The organism is Streptomyces sp. NPDC014995 (assembly GCF_043080745.1).
Taxonomy (GTDB): Bacteria; Actinomycetota; Actinomycetes; order Streptomycetales; family Streptomycetaceae; genus Streptomyces.
In genome coordinates this window covers 50,489-67,767 of record NZ_JBIBVX010000007.1, presented here as the reverse complement: position 1 = coordinate 67,767, position 17,279 = coordinate 50,489, and the positions used below count along the sequence as shown (strand labels likewise).

Sequence of the window (17,279 nt, the reverse complement as noted above, 5' to 3'; positions counted from 1 at the left end):
GGACGAACCCTTCATGTCTCTCGACGTCTCCCCGAAGCTCCTCGCCGAGGCCGAAGCCGGCGACATCCGTGAGGAGGACTTCGTGGACACCGTCCGCACGTCCCTCCCCTACGCCTACGACCTCATCGCCTCCCTCGCCGCCGAACTGCGCGACGGCACCGCCGAGTTCACCGACAACCAGACCCCGCCCCCGTCCGAGCGGGAGCGCGGCCAACTCCTGCGCGCCCTCGCCAGCGACGCCATCCGCGGCGCCCTCGAACGCCACTTCGGTGTCGCCCTGGCCTTCCAGAACTGCCACCGCGTGGCGGCGTTCCGGCCCGGCGCCCGGGGCGGGGAGACGCACGGGCGGTTCACGTCGACGCGGGCGCAGGTACTGAACCAGTCGGCGGAACTGCGGGACTGCTGACGCCGCGGACGAGGCGAGGGACGGGCCGCCCCCTCCACTCGGGCAGGCCCGCCCTATCCCAGGAACTTCGTCACGACCCCCACGAAGTGCTCGGGATCATCCACCCACGGATAGTGGGAACCTCGCGGCTGCACGACCCACTCGGACCGGGGAAACAGGCCGGCGAACTCCCCGACGGCCCGTGGCGGCGCGGCCACGTCCACCTCTCCGGCGACCAGCAGTACCGGAGCCGGCAACTCGGCGAGCGCCGCCCGGGTCCCCTGCGGCTCGAAGGCGCCGTCCGCGGCGAAGACGGGAACCGCCTCGTGGTTCTTCTCCTCCGCATCGGCCGCCTGCAACGCCCGCGCGGCCCGGTCCCAGGACCGGTACCAGAAGGGGGCGACGCTCTCCCACGCCCCGGGAGTCGCCCGCCCCTGGGTGATCTCCTCCAGCGCCGCGTAGGCGACGGCGAACCACGGCTCGCCGCTCCGCTTCCGGGCGGCGGCGAGCCGGTCCCGCGGTGCGATGTCGATCCCGACCGCCAGGACACTGGGCGTGACCAGCAACAGGCGCCCGACGCGGCCCGGATGACGAGCCGCGTACCGCACCGCGAGATTCGCCCCGGCGGAGTGCCCCAGCAGGTCCAGCCGCTCCAGCCCCAGGTGGACCCGCAGCGCCTCCACGTCCTCGACGAGCCGGTCGCACCGGTAGGACGTCGTGTCGCCCGGCGTCTGTGAGTCCCCCGTCCCCCTGAGATCGAACCTGAGCAGTCGCCGGTGCGCGCTCAGCCCTCCGAGGTCCCCCAGGTACGACGAGGCCCGCATCGGCCCGCCCGGAAGACACACCAACGGCGGACCCTCTCCGTCGACGTGGTAGACGAGCCGGGTTCCGTCGGGCGCGGTGAAAGCAGGCATGGCCGGGAGCCTGTCAGCGTGGGCCGTACCGGGCAACCGGGTCACGGCTGCGCTCGGCCGCGGCGGCGGTGACGGCGGCCTTCCGACGCCAGGCACCACATTTTCTTCACGGCCCGTGCAACCCTTTCCACATCCGAGCAGTCCGCCTCTACATGCACGTGACCGTCCTGGACATGCGGGCCCAACCGGGCCGGCTCGTCCCGCAGCCGCTCCCGCTCCCGCTCGGACTCGCCGAGACCCCGAGCCCCCGCATGCCGGGCGAAGACGGGCTCGGCCACGACGCCGTTCACGGCGGCACGCCTCCACTTCGCCAACAGCTCTCCCACCGCGGCTCTCCTCGCTGAACCCGCCCTCGAGCCAAGGCCCCAGACACCCCGTCCCCTGAGCGAGACCCCAGTTGATCAACAGCACGACCCCGCAGCGGGACGGCCTCTCCCCCGTCCCGCCCTCCCCGGCGGAGACACGCGCCGAACGCCGCCGCCTGATCGAATCGATCCGCGCCCTCCGCCGCCTCCTCGACAAGCGCCGCGGCTTCGAGGTCGCCGACCGGCGCCGCCTGAACCGCGAGTCAAGGGACCGCACCCGCGCGGAAGCCGCCCACGCCAAGGCCCTGCAACGCATCCACGAGAAGCAGGCCCGCCGGCAACGCTCCCTCACCCGCCGGCTGAACGGCCTCGACGGCAAGCGCGAGAGCCAGGAGAGACAAGCCTTGGCCGTCCTGCGCCGTGAGTCCGTCGAGCGCACGCTCAACAGCACCCGGCTCACCGCGAGCCAGGTGAACGGCATCGGCAGCGGACTGGTCCGCGCGCTCTCCGCCCAAGGCATCGGCACGGCCGCCGACTTCAAGCGCGTCAGCTGGGGCAAGGCACCGAACGGCAAGGGCGGCGAGGTCCTCTACATCCACCGCACGCACGGCGGCAGGGTCCACATCAACGGCATCGGCGAGCACCGGGGGCGCCCCCTGATGGAGTGGCGCCGGGCGGCCGTCGCCCGCGCCGAGGCTCGTGCCCCGCGCGAACTCCCCCCGGACGAACGCCACCGCATCTCCGAGATCATCGAGGCCGAACGCACCCGCCTGCGAGAGGAGTTGACCCAGGCACCGCACACGGCGGAAGCGGCCCGCACCGAAGCCGTACGCCTCCACACCGAGGCCCTCACCCGCCTCACCGCCACCGAGCGTGAAGCCGCCCGCCTCGCCGCCGAACAGCGAGCCGAGTTCGACGCGATGGCGGAACAACTCCTCGCACTCCAGGCGGAACTGTCCACCCACCTGGACCGCTACGGCGACGCGGGCCGCCGCATCCGCCGCGCCCAGTCCCGCGCACTCCGACCGGTCCCCGCCCTGCCCGCCATCCCCACTCCCCGCAAGCCGGTCGGCCTCACCCAGCCCAACCCGACGACCGCCCCCACCCCCGACTCCGCCCCCGTCCCCGTCCCCGTCCCCAAAGTCCGTGCCGGCCTCGGATGGCTCGTGCCGATCCTCTACTTCGGCCTCACGACCGTGGTCGGAGTCGGTGAACTGGACGACAACACCGCTCCCCTGGAGCTGATGATCACCTCCCGGCTGCTGGCCCTCGCGGCCACCGTAGAACTCCTGCGCCTGTGGATCCCCCGCAGACGCCGGCGGACGCCGAGCCCGATGCCCTCCGGCACCGGCCCGCAGGCCTTCGGGGTGTTCCTCGCTCTCGCTGCCGCCGGCATGTTCGCGGACGAGACGTCCGACGTCTTCGTGGCCGCCTGCGTCACTTCCGCTCTCTCCGCGTTGCTCCTCCTGGCCGGCACCGGCCTCCGCCTGCGCACGGCGCAGGGCGAAGTGCGCGAGGACACCGCCACCACCCCCTGAACCCACCGCCCCATCCGGCCGACCAACAGCTCATCTGCGGCCGCCCACAGGACACACCACCCCGACAAGGAGTCGCCACATGACCGACAACGCGCCCGAAAGACCGGAGACCGCACCCGCGCCCCCGGCCCCGGTTCCGGCCCCGGTTCCGGCCGCGGCCACCCCCCAGCCCCCACTTCCCACCGCACCGCCCACCGCTCCCCCGGCCCCGACGGCCCTCCCGCGGCGTCGAACCCGCAAGCGTGCCCTCATGGCCACCGCCGTCGTCGCGGTCCTGCTCGTCGGCGGAGGCGTCACCTGGTGGGCCCTGACGGCGGCTGACGACCCCCTGAGTCATGCCGAGGTCTCGGGCGGCAAGCTCACGGAGAGCGAGAACAGCCTGCTCGACGACGGCGAGGAGTGCGACGACACCGACGAGTTCACCTACAACGACTGCGACGCCACCAGCGCCTACGAGTTCATCTACAAGATCACCAACAAGGGTGACGAACCCGCCAACTACGCCGTGATCGTCAACGGCTTCGACGAGGACGGCGATTTCGTCGGCCAGGCGTTCATCAGCGCCACCCACCTCGCCCCGGGCAAGTCGGACGCCGACACGGGCGAGTTCGACGAGTACACGGACCTCGACGGCGACCACAGCCTGGCCGACATCGAGTCCATCAAGGTCGCCCACGTCGAGCGGGTCGCCCTGGCCAACTGACGCAGCCGGCCATCATCCCGGTGGCGTACTGCAGCACCGCCGCCGGGACAGACACACTACTGACGTTGTCGCCGTGATGTCGTCAAGGTAAGGCTGGTTTCGGCGAGGCATCCGTTGATGAGGTTGCTGCGGTACTGGATCTGGCGGAGGCCATGGCGGAGCGTGCTGATGAGGTGGTGGGGGTCGGTGAAGGCGGTGTTGACCTGGCTGCTGCGCCGCAGCAGGGATTAGATGCCCTCGACGGGGTTGAGGTCCGGTGCGTAGGCCGGCAGGAAGTAGCAGGTGATCCAGTCGTGGGTGTCGATGAACTGCCGTAGTCGGCGGTCCTTGTGGACGTTGAGGTTGTCCCACACGAGCACGATGGGTGCGCCGAGTTGCTGGTGTGCGGCGATGAGCAGGTCGCGGTAGTCGGTCCAGGTGAAACTGCGTCTGCCGCCACGCTTGTGATCGAGATGCCGCGCGGGCGGGTAGATCAGCCGTGAGCGTTCACCGTGTCTCTAGCAGGCCAGAGCGGCGATGGAGAAGCGGCGCCGGGAGCGTCCCCGGACCCGGATGACGGGTGTGCGTCCGTGCCGGGCCCAGGTCCGTGCGGTGGGCGGCGTCATCGAGAAGCCGGCTTCGTCTTCGAAGCACAGCCAGGCGTCGAGCGCCGCCACGGTGCTTCCACCTGCGGCCAGGTCTCCTTCACCCAGCCCGCCACGGCGTCCTCGTCGCGCTCGGCCGCTCGGCGGGCCGGGACCTGGTGGCTGAAGCCGTGCCGGTGCAGCATCCGTGCGATCGCCGACAGCGTCATGCTCTTGTAGGAACCGGCGCCCGATCAGCGTCTTGATCCGCGCCAGTGTCCACGTCTGGTCCGGCCAGCCGTGCGCGCCGGCCCCTTGGCGAGCTCCTGCTCGAGCACGGTGAACAGGGCCTCACTCAGCTTGGGCCGTGACACGGGCCCGGCAGACCGCAGCCCCTCGGTGCCGGCGTCGTGCAAGGCTCGGCGCCAGCGCTGCACCGAGCGCACACTCACCCGTAAGTCCTTGGCGACCTCGGCATTGGAGGCACCCGCAGCGAATCGCTCCGCGGCCTCCAGCCGGATCCGCTCGCGAAACGCCTGCCGTTCCGGCATCAGCCCACCACCCTGCGGATATCTCACACAACAGGCATACCGCGACGATCACACCGCGTCAGCCCTCAACGACATCCCGCCGCAAAGGTCAGTAACGGCAGAGCACGGCGGCCTCGCGCCGGGCTGCGTTCCCGACGGACTGCCGGCGCCCGGGATCGGCACGAGAACCGACCGCCGGGCGGCACAGTCAGCGCTCTCAGCCCGGCGAGGACAGTCGCCGCCGTCGACAGCGGCTTGCTCCCCGACGGCCCGGCCGTTCCGGCCGCGCGGACGGGGACGAAACCCGAGCCGTAGCTCGCGGGAGCAGTCGCTCTGCGAGACCAGTTGGGGACACGATCGCCGAGCAACCTTTTGATGCGGTGCACAACTGGACGTGCAGTAGGGTTACTTGTGCTGCGCATCCTCCCGGAGGGGGTACGAGCGCGGAGTTCATGCGCCAGTCGGCGGCATGTGAGCAGTGGTGGTGAATCGCCGCGCGAGTTCGCGCGGTGTGTGAGCGGATGCCCGGTGGGCCGTCCCCCCACCATTCCTGCTCACCGCCAAGGAGTGGTCACACATGAACCCTGCCGAGTACAAGCCTGCGCGTTTCGCCCGGCTCCGTAAGGTCCTGGTGGACGTCGCCATCAATGTCGTCGCCAACCTGTTGGTGGCCGCGATGATGTCGGCAGCGCACCTGCTCTTCTGAAGCAGGCGAGTGGCGGGCACCGGGGGCCCGCCACTCCACCTCGTACGCAGGGCTCAGAACAACATCATCTCGTTCTTCAGCTTGGCCTTGCTCTGTGCTCGTCGCGCCCTGCGGCTCCGTGCCGCCCCGCTGCGCCGCGTGATCCTCAGCTCGGGCGGGATGGTCGACTGAGCCGGCCGGAGCCCCTGCACGTCGGTCTCCCCGACCAGTTTCCTGAGGTGCCGCCGGGTCTCCTCGTCGGTGGAGTAGAGGACGGTCGCCCGGCTCGCTCTGGTCAGCAGGACATGGTAGGCGTGACGGACACAGCGCTCGAACTCCGCGTCGTCCAGGGTGCTGGTCCGAACCTTCGGATCAAGCGACCCCGGCTTCGCGACCCGCATGACACCGGCTTTCGGACCCTTGCGCTGCTTTCCCCGCCGGAAGACCCAGCGGTCGGTACGCCAGACCATGTCATCACCCATGATCACCCCGCACCAGTCCCACTCGAGCCCTTGTGCGGTGTAGACACAGCCGATCTGCCCGATACCGGCATCGTGTACGGGCCAGATCTTCGACGGTGGCTCGCCATTGGCGCAGAAGGACTCACTCGACGCGTTCCACGGGCGGTGCCAGCCACCGATGCGCACGTCGTTCTCGAGGTTCTTGTTCTCGTCCGGCTTGCTCCAGGGCCAGCAAAACCCGGCCACCATCCGGGCGGTCGCCCCTGCCGCGAACTCGGTGCGGACGATGTGCTCCATCTCGTCGGGTGTGTCGACGACCTCGATGTGCATGAGACCGTCCGGAACCCATTCGTGCGGCTCCTGCGTCGAAACGCCGAGCAACGCTCGAACCCAGCGGAGGTAGGCGTCACTGCCTCCGCATCGGTACTGATCCACCAGATGGTAGCGACGGGCGACCGCATCGCGGCGTCGCGCGGCGTCCTCGATGAGTTCCACGGTGCCGACATCGTGCGGGCGCACGGTCTGGCCGGCGTCGAGGAAGAAGACGGTCAGACGTGATGCGTCGAGCAGTTCGTCCACCTGTGCCTTGGTGCCCTGCTTCTCCGCAGGAAGGCGCCAGTTGGTGGTCCTGTCCCGTAGCCGGTGCGCCTCGTCGCAGATCAACACGTCAAGCGGCGGACTCGGCGTTTTCACGAAACTGCTGAAGTACGCGAAGCGCTCCCGAAACTCGGCCTCGGTGTACCCGACGTTCTCCTTGATCGCGGCGTTGAAGGCGCGCGAACCACTCGCGTACTTCACCGTTCGACCGGCGGCTTCGAGATCGGCGCGCAGCTGCAACCCGATGGCGCTCTTCCCGGTGCCGGGTCCTCCCGTGATCAGGAAGACGGCATGCTGCGGACGGGGCACGATCGCCTCTCGGTCCGGACTGTCCAGAATCAGCTCTGAAGCCTCGAGCACGTCCTCGACCACCTTCCTCTGACGCCCCCGCAAGGTGAAAACCGTGTCCTCTCCGGAGGAGTTGACCATGGCGTCGAGAAGCGGCGTATTCCGGAGGTTCATCCGGTGCAGTATGTACTCGGCCGCCGAGTAGTCGTCCTCGGCGGTGAAGTGGCGCCGCAGGTCGTTGAGAAGCCTGGCCCGGGTGTCACTCGTGTACGTATGGGCGTAGGGGCCCGTGGGCGCGTCGACATTCAGCAGTGGTCGAACGGATTCGTCCGTGGCGTTGTGAAGATACGCGAAACCACCGCATTCGAACTGCAGCCCGCTCAACGGGCCTGCGGGGCCGGTGAACAGCGCGTGGTATTCACCGAGCTGGCGGGCAGGGTGTTTCACGGGATCGTCGATCCCGTCAACGTAGACGAGCTCAGCCGTCGCGGCCTCCACCCGGGTCACCGCCGACCACTGCTTCAACTCGACGAGCTGCACGGAAAGGGTGCCTTCCGTGGGGTGCCTGCCCACGAGAACCACGTCGATCTGCCCGTCTGCGCCCGGACCTTCGGATTCCTCCACGGTTGGCGAGCATTCGACGATCATCTCGACGTTGCCCCGCTCGGCGGCCACCAGATCCTCAGCGAGGGAGACAAGGCTCCTGGCCCACGCGGAGCGCTCGCCGTCAGAGGACTCGCCTCGCCCGAAGTGCACCCATCGGGCGGCCAGGTGCGGCACCAGGCGGCGCCGTGCGTGCAGAGCCAGCAAGTCCCGCGCCGCCAATCGCAGCAGGAGCATGGACACGAGGAGGTTCCCCCAGGGCACGAGTAACTCGTGCGGGTGGGGGCGTGTCCACTCAGGAAGCCCGTCGGGCCGCGACCGGTGTAAGTGATCTTAGACAGGCGCCCCTCGTCCCGGGAACGACGTACGCCTTTCGGCTTGTTCCATGGAATGGCTTGGCCGATTCACGACAAGCGCGCTTCTCCGGCCGTGCGCTCCGCTGTCACACCGCAGCCGATTCCCGCGCTGAACCTCCCACGAGTCCCCGCAGCTTCTCCCGCGTCTCCGGGTCCGTCGAGTACACGATGGTGCCGACCATGCCCCGTGTCAGAAGCACCTTGTAGGTGTTGCGGATCAGGCGGTCCACGTCGGCGTCGGAGGTGGACCGCTTGAAGACCGGGTCCTTCGACGCCGCACGGTCGGTGACCCAGCGGGTGCCGCGCCAGAGCAGGTCGGGGCCGATGATGACGCCGGACCAGTCGTACTCGAAGCCCTGGGCGGTGTAGACGCAGCCGACCTGGCCGAAGCCGGCCGGGTCGGTGGCCCACAGGGCGGCCGGGGGCGCTCCGGAGACGGAGCGATCACCGCGCAGGTTCCAGGGGCGGGCCCAGTCGCCGATGACGACGTCGGGCGGCAGCGGGGCGCCGGGCCTGGGCTCGGGGGACCAGCGCCAGCAGTAACCGGCGGACATGCGCGCGCCGAAGCCCTGAGCCCGGCGGGCCTCCAAAAACGCCTCCATCTCCTGAGGGCTGTCGGCGACCAGAAGCCGCATACGGCCGTCGGGCTCCCAGGTGACCGGCCCGCCGGGCTCCAGTCCGAGGAGTCGGACCACCCAGCGCAGGTAGGCGTCGCTGCCGCCGCAGCGGAACTGGCTGTCCAGCGGTACGACATGGCAGGGGATGTCTCGCTTCGCCGCCGCCGCCTTGATGTCGGCGACGGTGCCCATCTCACCGGGCCGCACGACCTGGTGCTCGTCGAGGAAGAAGACGGGCACGTAGGCGACGTCGATGAGTTCGTCGATCTGCGCCCTGCCGGTCCGGTGCTCGGCGCGGGTGTAGCGGTTGGCCGAGGTCTCCCGGATGCGGTGGGCCTCGTCACAGATCAGGGCGCCCAGGCTGTTCTTCTCGGTCGTCATGAAGCTGTTGAAGTACTTGAACAGGTCCTGCACTTCGCGCTTGCGCGCCCCGGCGACCTTCCGCATCGTCTTGGTGAACGACTGGGAGCCGGTGGCGTGCAGTGCCGGAACCCCGCGCCGGTACAGCTCGCCGAGCAGTTGGAGGGCGATCACGCTCTTGCCGGTGCCGGGGCCTCCGGTGACGATGACGACTTCTTTGCGGTCGGCGTTCTTCGCCTTCTGCACTGCGTTGAGCACCATGCGGTAGGCGACCTGCTGCTCATCGAGGAGCACGAACTGCGTTCGCTCCCGCACCTCTTCGGCGGCCACGGACATCAGCTGCTTCGACGGCACGGCGGCGCCTGCGCACAGTTCGTCCGCCGCCCCTGCCCCCGGGTGCTCGTCGCTCAGCCTCGTACGGAGATGGTTGAGGAAGGCACCGCGGCGTTCCCCTGTGAAGAGCAGTCCGCGGCCGTCTCGCTCGATCTCGCGCAGGCCGGTCACCCCGAACTCGGTGGCGTTGTGCAGGAACGCCACCCCGTTGACCCGATGGCCGTGTTCGGCCACCGCCCCATTGAAGTTGACGAGGTACTCGCAGTAGCGGCGGACCTGCTCGATCGGGTTGAGGACCGGGTGGGGGTAGGCATCGACGTGGCACAGGGTGGGGTCGTCCTCGTGGGGAAGGGCCTGGCTCCACTGCTTGAGCTCCACCACGACGTACGACGGCTCCCCCGTGGCCGGGTGGACTCCGGCGAGGACGACGTCGGCGCGTTTGCTGTTCAAGGGGAGCGCGTACTCCAGCATGACCTCCACGTCTCCCAGGCCCGCGTCGTTGAGCGCGGCGGCCAGGACGGGGATGCTGCGCTCCCAGGAGCGCACCTCCGATGTGCCGGGCCGATAGCCGTGCATATGGACGAACTTGTCGGTGAGGTGCAGGAACAACGAACCGTCGAGCGCCATGAAGGCAACCGTTTTCGCAGACGCGCGGAACAGCAAGGACTTCCCCCGGGCAGCACGAAGAGACTCGTGCGGGTGGGGGCATGTCCTTCGAAACCCCACCGGGGTGGAGCGGAAGCCCGTCGGGCCGCGTTGACGATGTGTTCGAGGGTACCTGGCGGTGCCGACAGCGGCGCCGGAGCCTTGGATGCGGTCGGCTCAGCAGGGGCGATGGTATCCGGCCGGAGTGCACGCCCGGCCATCGCGTCCGTGGCCTGCGGGACGGCTCGAGTGGACTCCGCGGTCCGAAATCGTGCCTCCCCCCGTCCCACGGCCCCGAAGGATGGGGTCGGAGCTGGACGCGGACGGCTGGCATGAGGATCTCCTCGGACAAGCCAGGGCGCGGCCGTCCCAGACACGCGGCATGCCCCAGTCGTGCCCTGCCGACCGGTGCGGTGGAGATGGGCAGTGGGGCGAGCCTTGCAGCGCCCACCCTCCAGGCCGTCGAGTCCCTGCCCGGCGACTACCCCTTCTGCTCCACCCGCACCCAGTCCACCTCCGCCCGCACTCCCCCACCCGCGATCCGGTCCACGCTCGACTGCGGCAGGCCCCAGTAGGGGGTGGTGACCTGGTTCCAGCCGGCCGGGTAGGCGCCGCCCAGGGCGAGGTTGAGGATCACGTACTGCTGGTGGTCGAAGACCCACTGCCCTCGCGTCGACTCCAGCTTGTTGCAGGTCGTCTCCTGTACCAGCCGGTCGTCGACGAAGAAGCGCATGCCCGTCGGTGTCCACTCCACGGCGTACGTGTACCACTGGTCGGCGCGGCCGCCGTCCGGGTAGGTCTGGCGGGCGCCGATGTTGCCGTCGGCGGAGTAGCCGGGGCCGTGCAGGGCGCTGCTCGTCCAGTCGGCGTAGCCGACGTTCTCCATGATGTCGGTCTCGCCGGAGTCGGGCCAGCCGGCCGACGGGGTGTCGACGTCGCTGCCCAGGAGCCAGAACGCGGGCCAGAAACCGTCACCGACCGGGAGTCTCATCCGTGCGCTCACCCGGCCGTAGGTGAAGTCGAGCTTCGTGTGGGTGTCGATGCGGCCGGAGGTGAAGTCGTAGGTGGCGCCGCCCGCCCGGGTGCAGCCCTTGCAGTACGCGGCCCGCAGGACCAGGTTTCCGTTCTCGTTGCCAATGTTCTCTGTCGAGTCGACGTACGCCTGCGCCTCGCCGTTGACCGACCCCATCTCGGTGCCGGTGCGGACGACGCGCCACTTGGAGCGGTCGAGGGAGGCGGTGGTGAAGTCGTCGAAGAACGTCGTCCGGTACGTCCCTCCCTGTTCGCCGGGGAGCGCCGGGTAGGCGGCGGAGGCGCTGCCGCCCGTGCCCCAGACCTGGAACTGGTAGAGCGAGTAGCCGAACTGGGCGGTGTGGGGGGCCGGGTTGTGGAAGGAGCGGCGTTCCTTGCCGAGCACGCGGACGTAGCGGCCGGTGACCGGTTGCGGCAGCTTCACGGTGTCGTGCAGGCCGACCGCCTCCGACGGCGGCTTGACGTTCGCGCGGCGGGCCGCGATGTCGGCGGTCGACGGCTGGTGGACGGTATGCCATATACGGTTGTCGTCCGACACCTGCAGGCGATAGTCGACCGCATACGCCGCCTCCCAGTACAGGTCCACGGTGTCGATCGTCGCCGTGGCGCCCAGGTCGACCGAGATCAAGCGGTCCGCGTTCCAGTCGCTCGACCAGCGGGTGGCGTCGTCCTTGAGGTTCGCCGGCCAGCCGCCGTCGGTGACGAACGCCGGTGAGGTGCCCGCGTGCTGGTAGTAGTTGGCGTACGCCGGGTGGTTCAGGGCCAGGTTGGTGCGGGTGGTGGAGGCGGGGGCGGGCTCGCCGCCGTAGATCCGGAAGGACCAGAGCGAGTAGCCGTACGGCGTGCCGCGCTCCAGGCCACGCAGGCGTACGTACCGGCCCGTCACCTCCTGGGGGTAGGTGTGCGCGGTGACCGTGCCGCCCGCGCCGGCGGTCTCCGCGGAGAAGGGGTCCAGTCGGTGCCGTTCTTCGACGCCTCCAGGACGTAGCGCTTGCCGTAGGCCACCTCCCAGTCCAGGACGACGCGGTCGACGCGGATCGTCGTGCCGAGGTCGACGCGGATCCAGGCGTCGTCGGCGAAGTCGCTGGACCAGCGGGTGGCGGCGTTGCCGTCGAAGGCGAGGCCGGGCGCCGTGGCGGCGCTCTCGCTGCCGGAGGCGGTGACGGCGGCCGGGCTGACAACGTACGCGGCCGCAGCGCGGTCGGTGTCCCAGGCGGCGGCCCCGGGGGCGGCGGGCGCGGCGGCGGCCGGCGGGGTGAGGGCCGGGCCCGCGGACAGCAGGGCCAGGGCGGCGAGGGCCGTCAGCAGGGTGCGGGGAGTGCGAGACGTGCTGGGCGACATGCGGCTCTCCTCGGTTGAAGGGCGGAACAGGTGACACCAATGGCGCGCTCATGACAATCCAGGAGGGGGGCTTGGTGGGCGCGGGCTCCCGCGACAACGCCCACCACGGCGAGGGGGTGGTCAGGCCGCCTTCGCCGTCCCCTCCCGGTGTCTGCGGATGATGTCCGCGTAGTGGCGTCCGGTGCCCTTGATCGTGCGGGTCTGGGTGCGGTAGTCGACGTGGACCAGGCCGAAGCGCTTGTCGTGGCCGTACGCCCACTCGAAGTTGTCCAGCAGCGACCAGGCGAAGTAGCCGGCCAGCGGGGCGCCGTTGCGGGCGGCGGAGGCGCAGGCGGCGAGATGGCCGGTGAGGTAGGCCCGGCGTTCGGGGTCGTCGACGGTGCCGTCGGGGCGGACGACGTCCGGGTAGGCGGAGCCGTTCTCCGTCACGTACAGGCGGCGGGCGCCGTACTCGTCGGTCAGGCGCAGCAGCAGCGTCTCGATGCCGTTCGGGTCGACCTCTCAGTCCATGCCGGTGCGCGGGACACCGGGGCGGCGTACGGAACGGGCGTGCGGAGCGGGGTCGTCGGCGACGGTCGCCGGGAAGTAGTAGTTCAGCCCCAGCCAGTCGAGGGGTGCGGCGATCGTCGCCAAGTCGCCGGTGCTCTCCGGGAGTTCGACGCCGTAGACCTCGCGCATGTCAGCAGGGAAGCCGCGGCCGTGGACCGGGTCGAGCCACCAGCGGTTGGTGTGGCCGTCCATGCGGTGGGCGGCGGCCACGTCCTCGGGGCGGTCGGTCGCCGCATGGACGGTCGAGAGGTTGTTGACGATGCCGATCTCGGCGCCGGGCGTCGCCGCCCGGATCGCCTGCACGGCGAGGCCGTGCCCAGGAGCAGGTGGTAGGAGGCGCGGACGGCGGCGGTCAGGTCGGTCAGGCCGGGCGCCATCCTGCCTTCGAGGTGGCCGATCCACGCCGAGCACAGGGGTTCGTTGAGGGTGGCCCAGTGGGTGACGCGGTCGCCCAGCCGCTCCGCCGCGACCGAGGCGTACGCGGCGAAGTGCTCGGCGGTGTCGCGTTCGGGCCAGCCGCGGCGGTCCTGGAGCACCTGGGGGCAGGTCCCAGTGGTAGAGGGTGACGGACGGGGTGATGCCCGCCGCCAGCAGGCCGTCGATCAACTCGTCGTAGGAGCGAGGCCCTTGGGGTGGGGCGGGCCGTCGCCGCCCGGCACCACCCGCGGCCAGGCGAGCGACAACCGGTAGGCGTTGGTGCCGAGCCGGCGCATCAGGGCGATGTCCTCGCGCCAGCGGTGGTAGTGGTCGCAGGCGATGTCGCCGTGGTCGTCGCCGGCGATCTTCCCCGGGGTGTGCGAGAAGGTGTCCCAGATCGACGGCGAACGGCCGTCCTCCGCCACGGCTCCCTCGATCTGGTACGCCGAGGTGGCCGTGCCCCACAGGAAGTCGGGCGGGAGTGCGGCGAGGTCGATGGTCACGGAAGTCCTTTCGGAGACGGGCGACCCGGTCACTTCACGGCTCCCGCCGTCAGCCCGGTCACGAGATACCGCTGCAGGAGGAGGAAGCCGGCCACCACGGGCACGCTGACGACCAGCGAGGCGGCCATGATCTGGTTCCCGTACACGTCGTTGAGGGTGGAGTAGCCCTGGAGGCCGACGGCGAGCGTGCGGGTGGTGTCGTCGGTCATGACGGACGCGAACAGCACCTCGCCCCAGGCGGTCATGAAGGCGTAGACGGCGACCGCCACGATGCCGGGGATCGCGGCCGGCACGACGATCCTGAACAGCGCGCCCAGCGGGCCGCAGCCGTCGACCAGCGCCGCCTCGTCCAGGTCGCGCGGCACCGAGTCGAAGTAGCCGATCAGCATCCAGATGGAGAACGGCAGGGAGAAGGTCAGGTACGTCAGGATCAGCCCGCCGCGCGAGCCGAACAGGGCGATGCCGGTGGCGTTGCCGATGTTGACGTAGAGGAGGAACAGCGGGAGGAGGAAGAGGATGCCGGGGAACATCTGCGTGGTCAGGACCGTGACCGTGAAGACGCGTTTCCCCCGGAAGGTGTAGCGGCTGACCGCGTAGGCGCTGAACACCGCGATCACCACCGAGCAGACCGTCGCCGCGCCCGCCACGATCAGGGAGTTCACGAAGTACCTGGCGAGCGGGACGGTCGACCAGATGTCGATGTAGGGGCGGATCGTCAGGCCGCTCGGCAGCCAGCGGAACTCGCCCGAGACGTCCGCGAGGGGCTTCAGGGAGCTGGAGACCATCACGTACACCGGCACCAGGACGAACCCGGTGAGCAGGGTGAGGAAGATCCGGCGGGACCACAGGAAGGAACGCGGCGGCGCCATGGGCGAGGTGCGGGACACCGTCACGTGTGTGTCACAGCGGCACTGCGGCCGGGTCCTGGCCCTGCGCGCCGGTCGAGCCGAGCGCGGAGGCGACGAAGCGGTCCCTGCCGCCGATTTTGGCGAAGATCGCCTCGTCCCACGGCAGCAGCGCACCCGTCGCCTGGAGCGAGGCCGACCAGGTGTTGCCGATGTTGAGGACGTCGGAACCCTGACCGGAGGTGGTCGCGGTGAGGATCCGGTTGAGCAGGTCCGACCAGGGGACCACCTCCAGTTTCACCTCGATCCCGGTCTCCTTCTCGAACTTGTCGAGCTCCGGCCGGAGGACCTTCTTGTCGACCTCGATGCTCGCGCCCTGGTTGGACGCCCAGTACGTCAGCGTCTTCGGCGCGTCGTTCGACCCGCCGCCGTCCGTCGACGAACCGCCGCCACAGGCGTCACGGCCAGAGCGAGTGACATCGCGACGGCACCTGCGGCCGCGGCTCGGAGGGTACGCATGGCTCGGCTCCCGGTTGTCATCATGACTTAATTTAGGAGATGAGTTAAACGATGGAGGGGGTCGCGTCAAGAGATTCGACAAGGCTCAGGGAAGTCGGTCGCACATCTTGACGCCGCGTTCGGGCAGTTGAAGCATTCAGCGTCGAGAGAGCGCTCTCAGCACCTCGACCGTTCACTCCTTGACCGCAGCCCGCCTACTCGTTGACCGCGCTCGCCCCACTCCTGGAACCGCAGCCGTCGACTCCGTGCAGCGCAGCCGTTCACCCGTCGCCCCACCCGCGGCCTCATCCGTCGCATCATCCGTCGCATCAAGGAGACCCCCCATGCCCCACACCTCGCCGAACTCCCCCGCCGTACGCCGCAGAACAGTCCTCGCGGCCGCCGCCGCGGCCGCGCCCGCCATGGCCGGACTGGCCTCCGCCCCGGCTTCCGCCGCACCGAGCGCCCAGCACCCCCGCGCCCTTCCCGGCGGAGGCGACCTCGGCCCGAACGTCCTCGTCTTCGACCCGTCGACCCCGGACATCCAGACCAGGCTGGACGCGGTGTTCCGGCAACAGGAGTCGGCCCAGTTCGGCACCGGCCGCTACGCGCTGCTGTTCAAACCCGGCACCTACCACGGCCTCAACGCCCAACTCGGCTTCTACACCTCGATCGCGGGCCTCGGCCTCTCCCCCGACGACACGACCATCAACGGCGACGTGACGGTCGACGCCGGCTGGTTCAACGGCAACGCCACCCAGAACTTCTGGCGTTCGGCGGAGAACCTGGCCCTCGTCCCGGCGAACGGCACCAACCGGTGGGCCGTCGCACAGGCGGCCCCCTTCCGCCGCATGCACGTCCGCGGTGGCCTCAACCTCGCACCCAGCGGCTACGGCTGGGCGAGCGGCGGCTACATCGCCGACAGCCGCGTCGACGGACAGATCGGCCCGTACTCGCAGCAGCAGTGGTACACCCGGGACAGCGCGATCGGCAGCTGGCTCAACGGCGTGTGGAACATGGTCTTCTCGGGCGTCGAGGGCGCCCCGGCCCAGAGCTTCCCCAGCCCGCCGTACACCACCCTCGACACGACGCCCGTCTCACGGGAGAAGCCGTTCCTGTACCTCAACGGCAACGAGTACCGCGTCTTCCTGCCGGAAAAGCGGACCAACGCGCGCGGAGTCAGCTGGGGCAACGGCACGCCGCGCGGCACCTCGCTCCCCCTGTCACGCTTCTACGTCGCCAAGCCGGGCGTCACGGCGGCCACCCTCAACCAGGCCCTCGCCCAGGGCCTGCACCTGCTGCTGACACCGGGCATCTACCACCTGGACCAGCCCATCCGCGTGAACCGCGCCAACACCGTGGTACTCGGCCTCGGTTACGCCACCCTCATCCCCGACAACGGCGTCACCGCACTGACGGTCGCCGACGTCGACGGCGTCCGGCTCGCGGGCTTCCTCGTCGACGCCGGACCCGTCAACTCCGCGACACTGCTCGAAATCGGGCCGCGCGGCGCGTGGCGCGACCACTCGGCCAACCCGACCACCGTGCAGGACGTGTTCATCCGCATCGGCGGCGCCGGCCCCGGCAAGGCCACCACCAGTCTCGTCGTCAACAACCGCCACACGATCGTCGACCACACCTGGGTCTGGCGCGCCGACCACGGCGAGGGCGTCGGCTGGGAGACCAACCGGGCCGACTACGGCGTCGTCGTCAACGGCCACGACGTGCTGGCGACCGGCCTGTTCGTGGAGCACTTCAACAAGTACGACGTGCAGTGGTACGGCCAGCGCGGCCGCACCATCTTCTTCCAGAACGAGAAGGCCTACGACGCCCCGAACCAGGCCGCCATCCAGAACGGCCCCCTCAAGGGCTACGCCGCCTACAAGGTCGGCGACAACGTGACCACACACGAAGGCTGGGGCCTGGGCAGCTACTGCTACTACAACGTCGACCCCACCATCGTCCAGCACCACGGTTTCGCCGCCCCCAACACGCCGGGCGTGAAGTTCCACGACCTCCTGGTGGTCTCCCTCGGCGGCAACGGCCAGTACGAGCACGTCATCAACGACATCGGGGCGCCGACGTCCGGCACCTCGACCGTGCCGTCGACGGTTGTGTCGTATCCCTGACGCTGTAGGCGGGATGCGGTATCTCGGATGCAGTATCCGGGATCTTGTGTCGGGGGTCGGATGCGGTATCCGGGATGCCGTA

Annotated in this window: 9 protein-coding genes and 5 pseudogenes; 5 read left to right on the top strand and 9 right to left on the bottom strand. The window is 69.9% G+C overall.

Annotated features, from left to right (window positions below; all coding sequences use genetic code 11):
• Window positions 1-13: 13 nt before the first annotated feature.
• A complete protein-coding gene (locus tag ACF1A1_RS15905; RefSeq protein ID WP_392000273.1) occupies window positions 14-406 on the top strand; it encodes an SCO5389 family protein in 393 nt (130 codons plus the stop codon).
• Between the two features lie 53 nt (window positions 407-459).
• On the opposite strand, the gene ACF1A1_RS15900 is transcribed toward ACF1A1_RS15905, so the two are convergent.
• Window positions 460-1,299, bottom strand: coding sequence for an alpha/beta fold hydrolase (locus ACF1A1_RS15900; RefSeq protein WP_392000272.1), 840 nt, complete (start codon window positions 1,297-1,299; stop codon window positions 460-462).
• Window positions 1,300-1,696: 397 nt separating this feature from the next.
• On the opposite strand from ACF1A1_RS15900, the gene ACF1A1_RS15895 reads away from it, so the two are divergent.
• Together ACF1A1_RS15895 and ACF1A1_RS15890 are read left to right on the top strand one after the other, a co-directional pair.
• Window positions 1,697-3,142 (top strand): hypothetical protein, encoded by a 1,446-nt coding sequence (locus tag ACF1A1_RS15895; RefSeq protein WP_392000270.1) that lies wholly within the window; start codon window positions 1,697-1,699, stop codon window positions 3,140-3,142.
• Between the two features lie 250 nt (window positions 3,143-3,392).
• Window positions 3,393-3,845: a hypothetical protein gene (locus ACF1A1_RS15890; RefSeq protein ID WP_392000268.1), complete on the top strand. Its 453-nt coding sequence runs from the start codon at window positions 3,393-3,395 to the stop codon at window positions 3,843-3,845.
• A 56-nt stretch (window positions 3,846-3,901) separates the two neighbouring features.
• Here the strand turns inward: ACF1A1_RS15890 and ACF1A1_RS15885 are convergent.
• Together ACF1A1_RS15885 and ACF1A1_RS15880 are read right to left on the bottom strand one after the other, a co-directional pair.
• A pseudogene (locus ACF1A1_RS15885) lies at window positions 3,902-4,450 on the bottom strand (transposase).
• Window positions 4,447-4,986 (bottom strand): annotated as a pseudogene (locus tag ACF1A1_RS15880) (winged helix-turn-helix domain-containing protein). Before ACF1A1_RS15880 ends, ACF1A1_RS15885 begins: the two co-directional pseudogenes overlap by 4 nt.
• Window positions 4,987-5,515: 529 nt before the next feature.
• Here ACF1A1_RS15880 and ACF1A1_RS15875 point away from each other — a divergent pair.
• Complete coding sequence (locus ACF1A1_RS15875; RefSeq protein ID WP_392000266.1) at window positions 5,516-5,644, top strand: DUF6408 family protein; 129 nt, start codon at window positions 5,516-5,518, stop codon at window positions 5,642-5,644.
• A gap of 53 nt (window positions 5,645-5,697) precedes the next feature.
• On the opposite strand, the gene ACF1A1_RS15870 is transcribed toward ACF1A1_RS15875, so the two are convergent.
• From ACF1A1_RS15870 to ACF1A1_RS15845, 6 genes and pseudogenes are all read right to left on the bottom strand, one after another.
• The gene (locus ACF1A1_RS15870; protein WP_392000706.1) at window positions 5,698-7,809 is read right to left on the bottom strand and encodes a DNA/RNA helicase domain-containing protein; all 2,112 of its coding nucleotides are present in this window, start codon (window positions 7,807-7,809) and stop codon (window positions 5,698-5,700) included.
• A 205-nt stretch (window positions 7,810-8,014) separates the two neighbouring features.
• A complete protein-coding gene (locus tag ACF1A1_RS15865; protein WP_392000265.1) occupies window positions 8,015-9,901 on the bottom strand; it encodes a DNA/RNA helicase domain-containing protein in 1,887 nt (628 codons plus the stop codon).
• Window positions 9,902-10,364: 463 nt separating this feature from the next.
• Window positions 10,365-12,256: pseudogene (locus tag ACF1A1_RS15860) on the bottom strand (discoidin domain-containing protein).
• Window positions 12,257-12,376: 120 nt separating this feature from the next.
• A pseudogene (locus ACF1A1_RS15855) lies at window positions 12,377-13,725 on the bottom strand (GH1 family beta-glucosidase).
• Between the two features lie 29 nt (window positions 13,726-13,754).
• Window positions 13,755-14,594, bottom strand: a complete 840-nt coding sequence (locus ACF1A1_RS15850) for a carbohydrate ABC transporter permease (RefSeq protein WP_392000705.1) — start codon at window positions 14,592-14,594, stop codon at window positions 13,755-13,757.
• 34 nt (window positions 14,595-14,628) lie between these two features.
• A pseudogene (locus ACF1A1_RS15845) lies at window positions 14,629-15,089 on the bottom strand (extracellular solute-binding protein); the annotation flags it as partial.
• 323 nt (window positions 15,090-15,412) lie between these two features.
• Between ACF1A1_RS15845 and ACF1A1_RS15840 the strand changes: the two are divergent.
• The gene (locus ACF1A1_RS15840) at window positions 15,413-17,197 is read left to right on the top strand and encodes a coagulation factor 5/8 type domain-containing protein (RefSeq protein WP_392000264.1); all 1,785 of its coding nucleotides are present in this window, start codon (window positions 15,413-15,415) and stop codon (window positions 17,195-17,197) included.
• Window positions 17,198-17,279 lie beyond the last annotated feature (82 nt).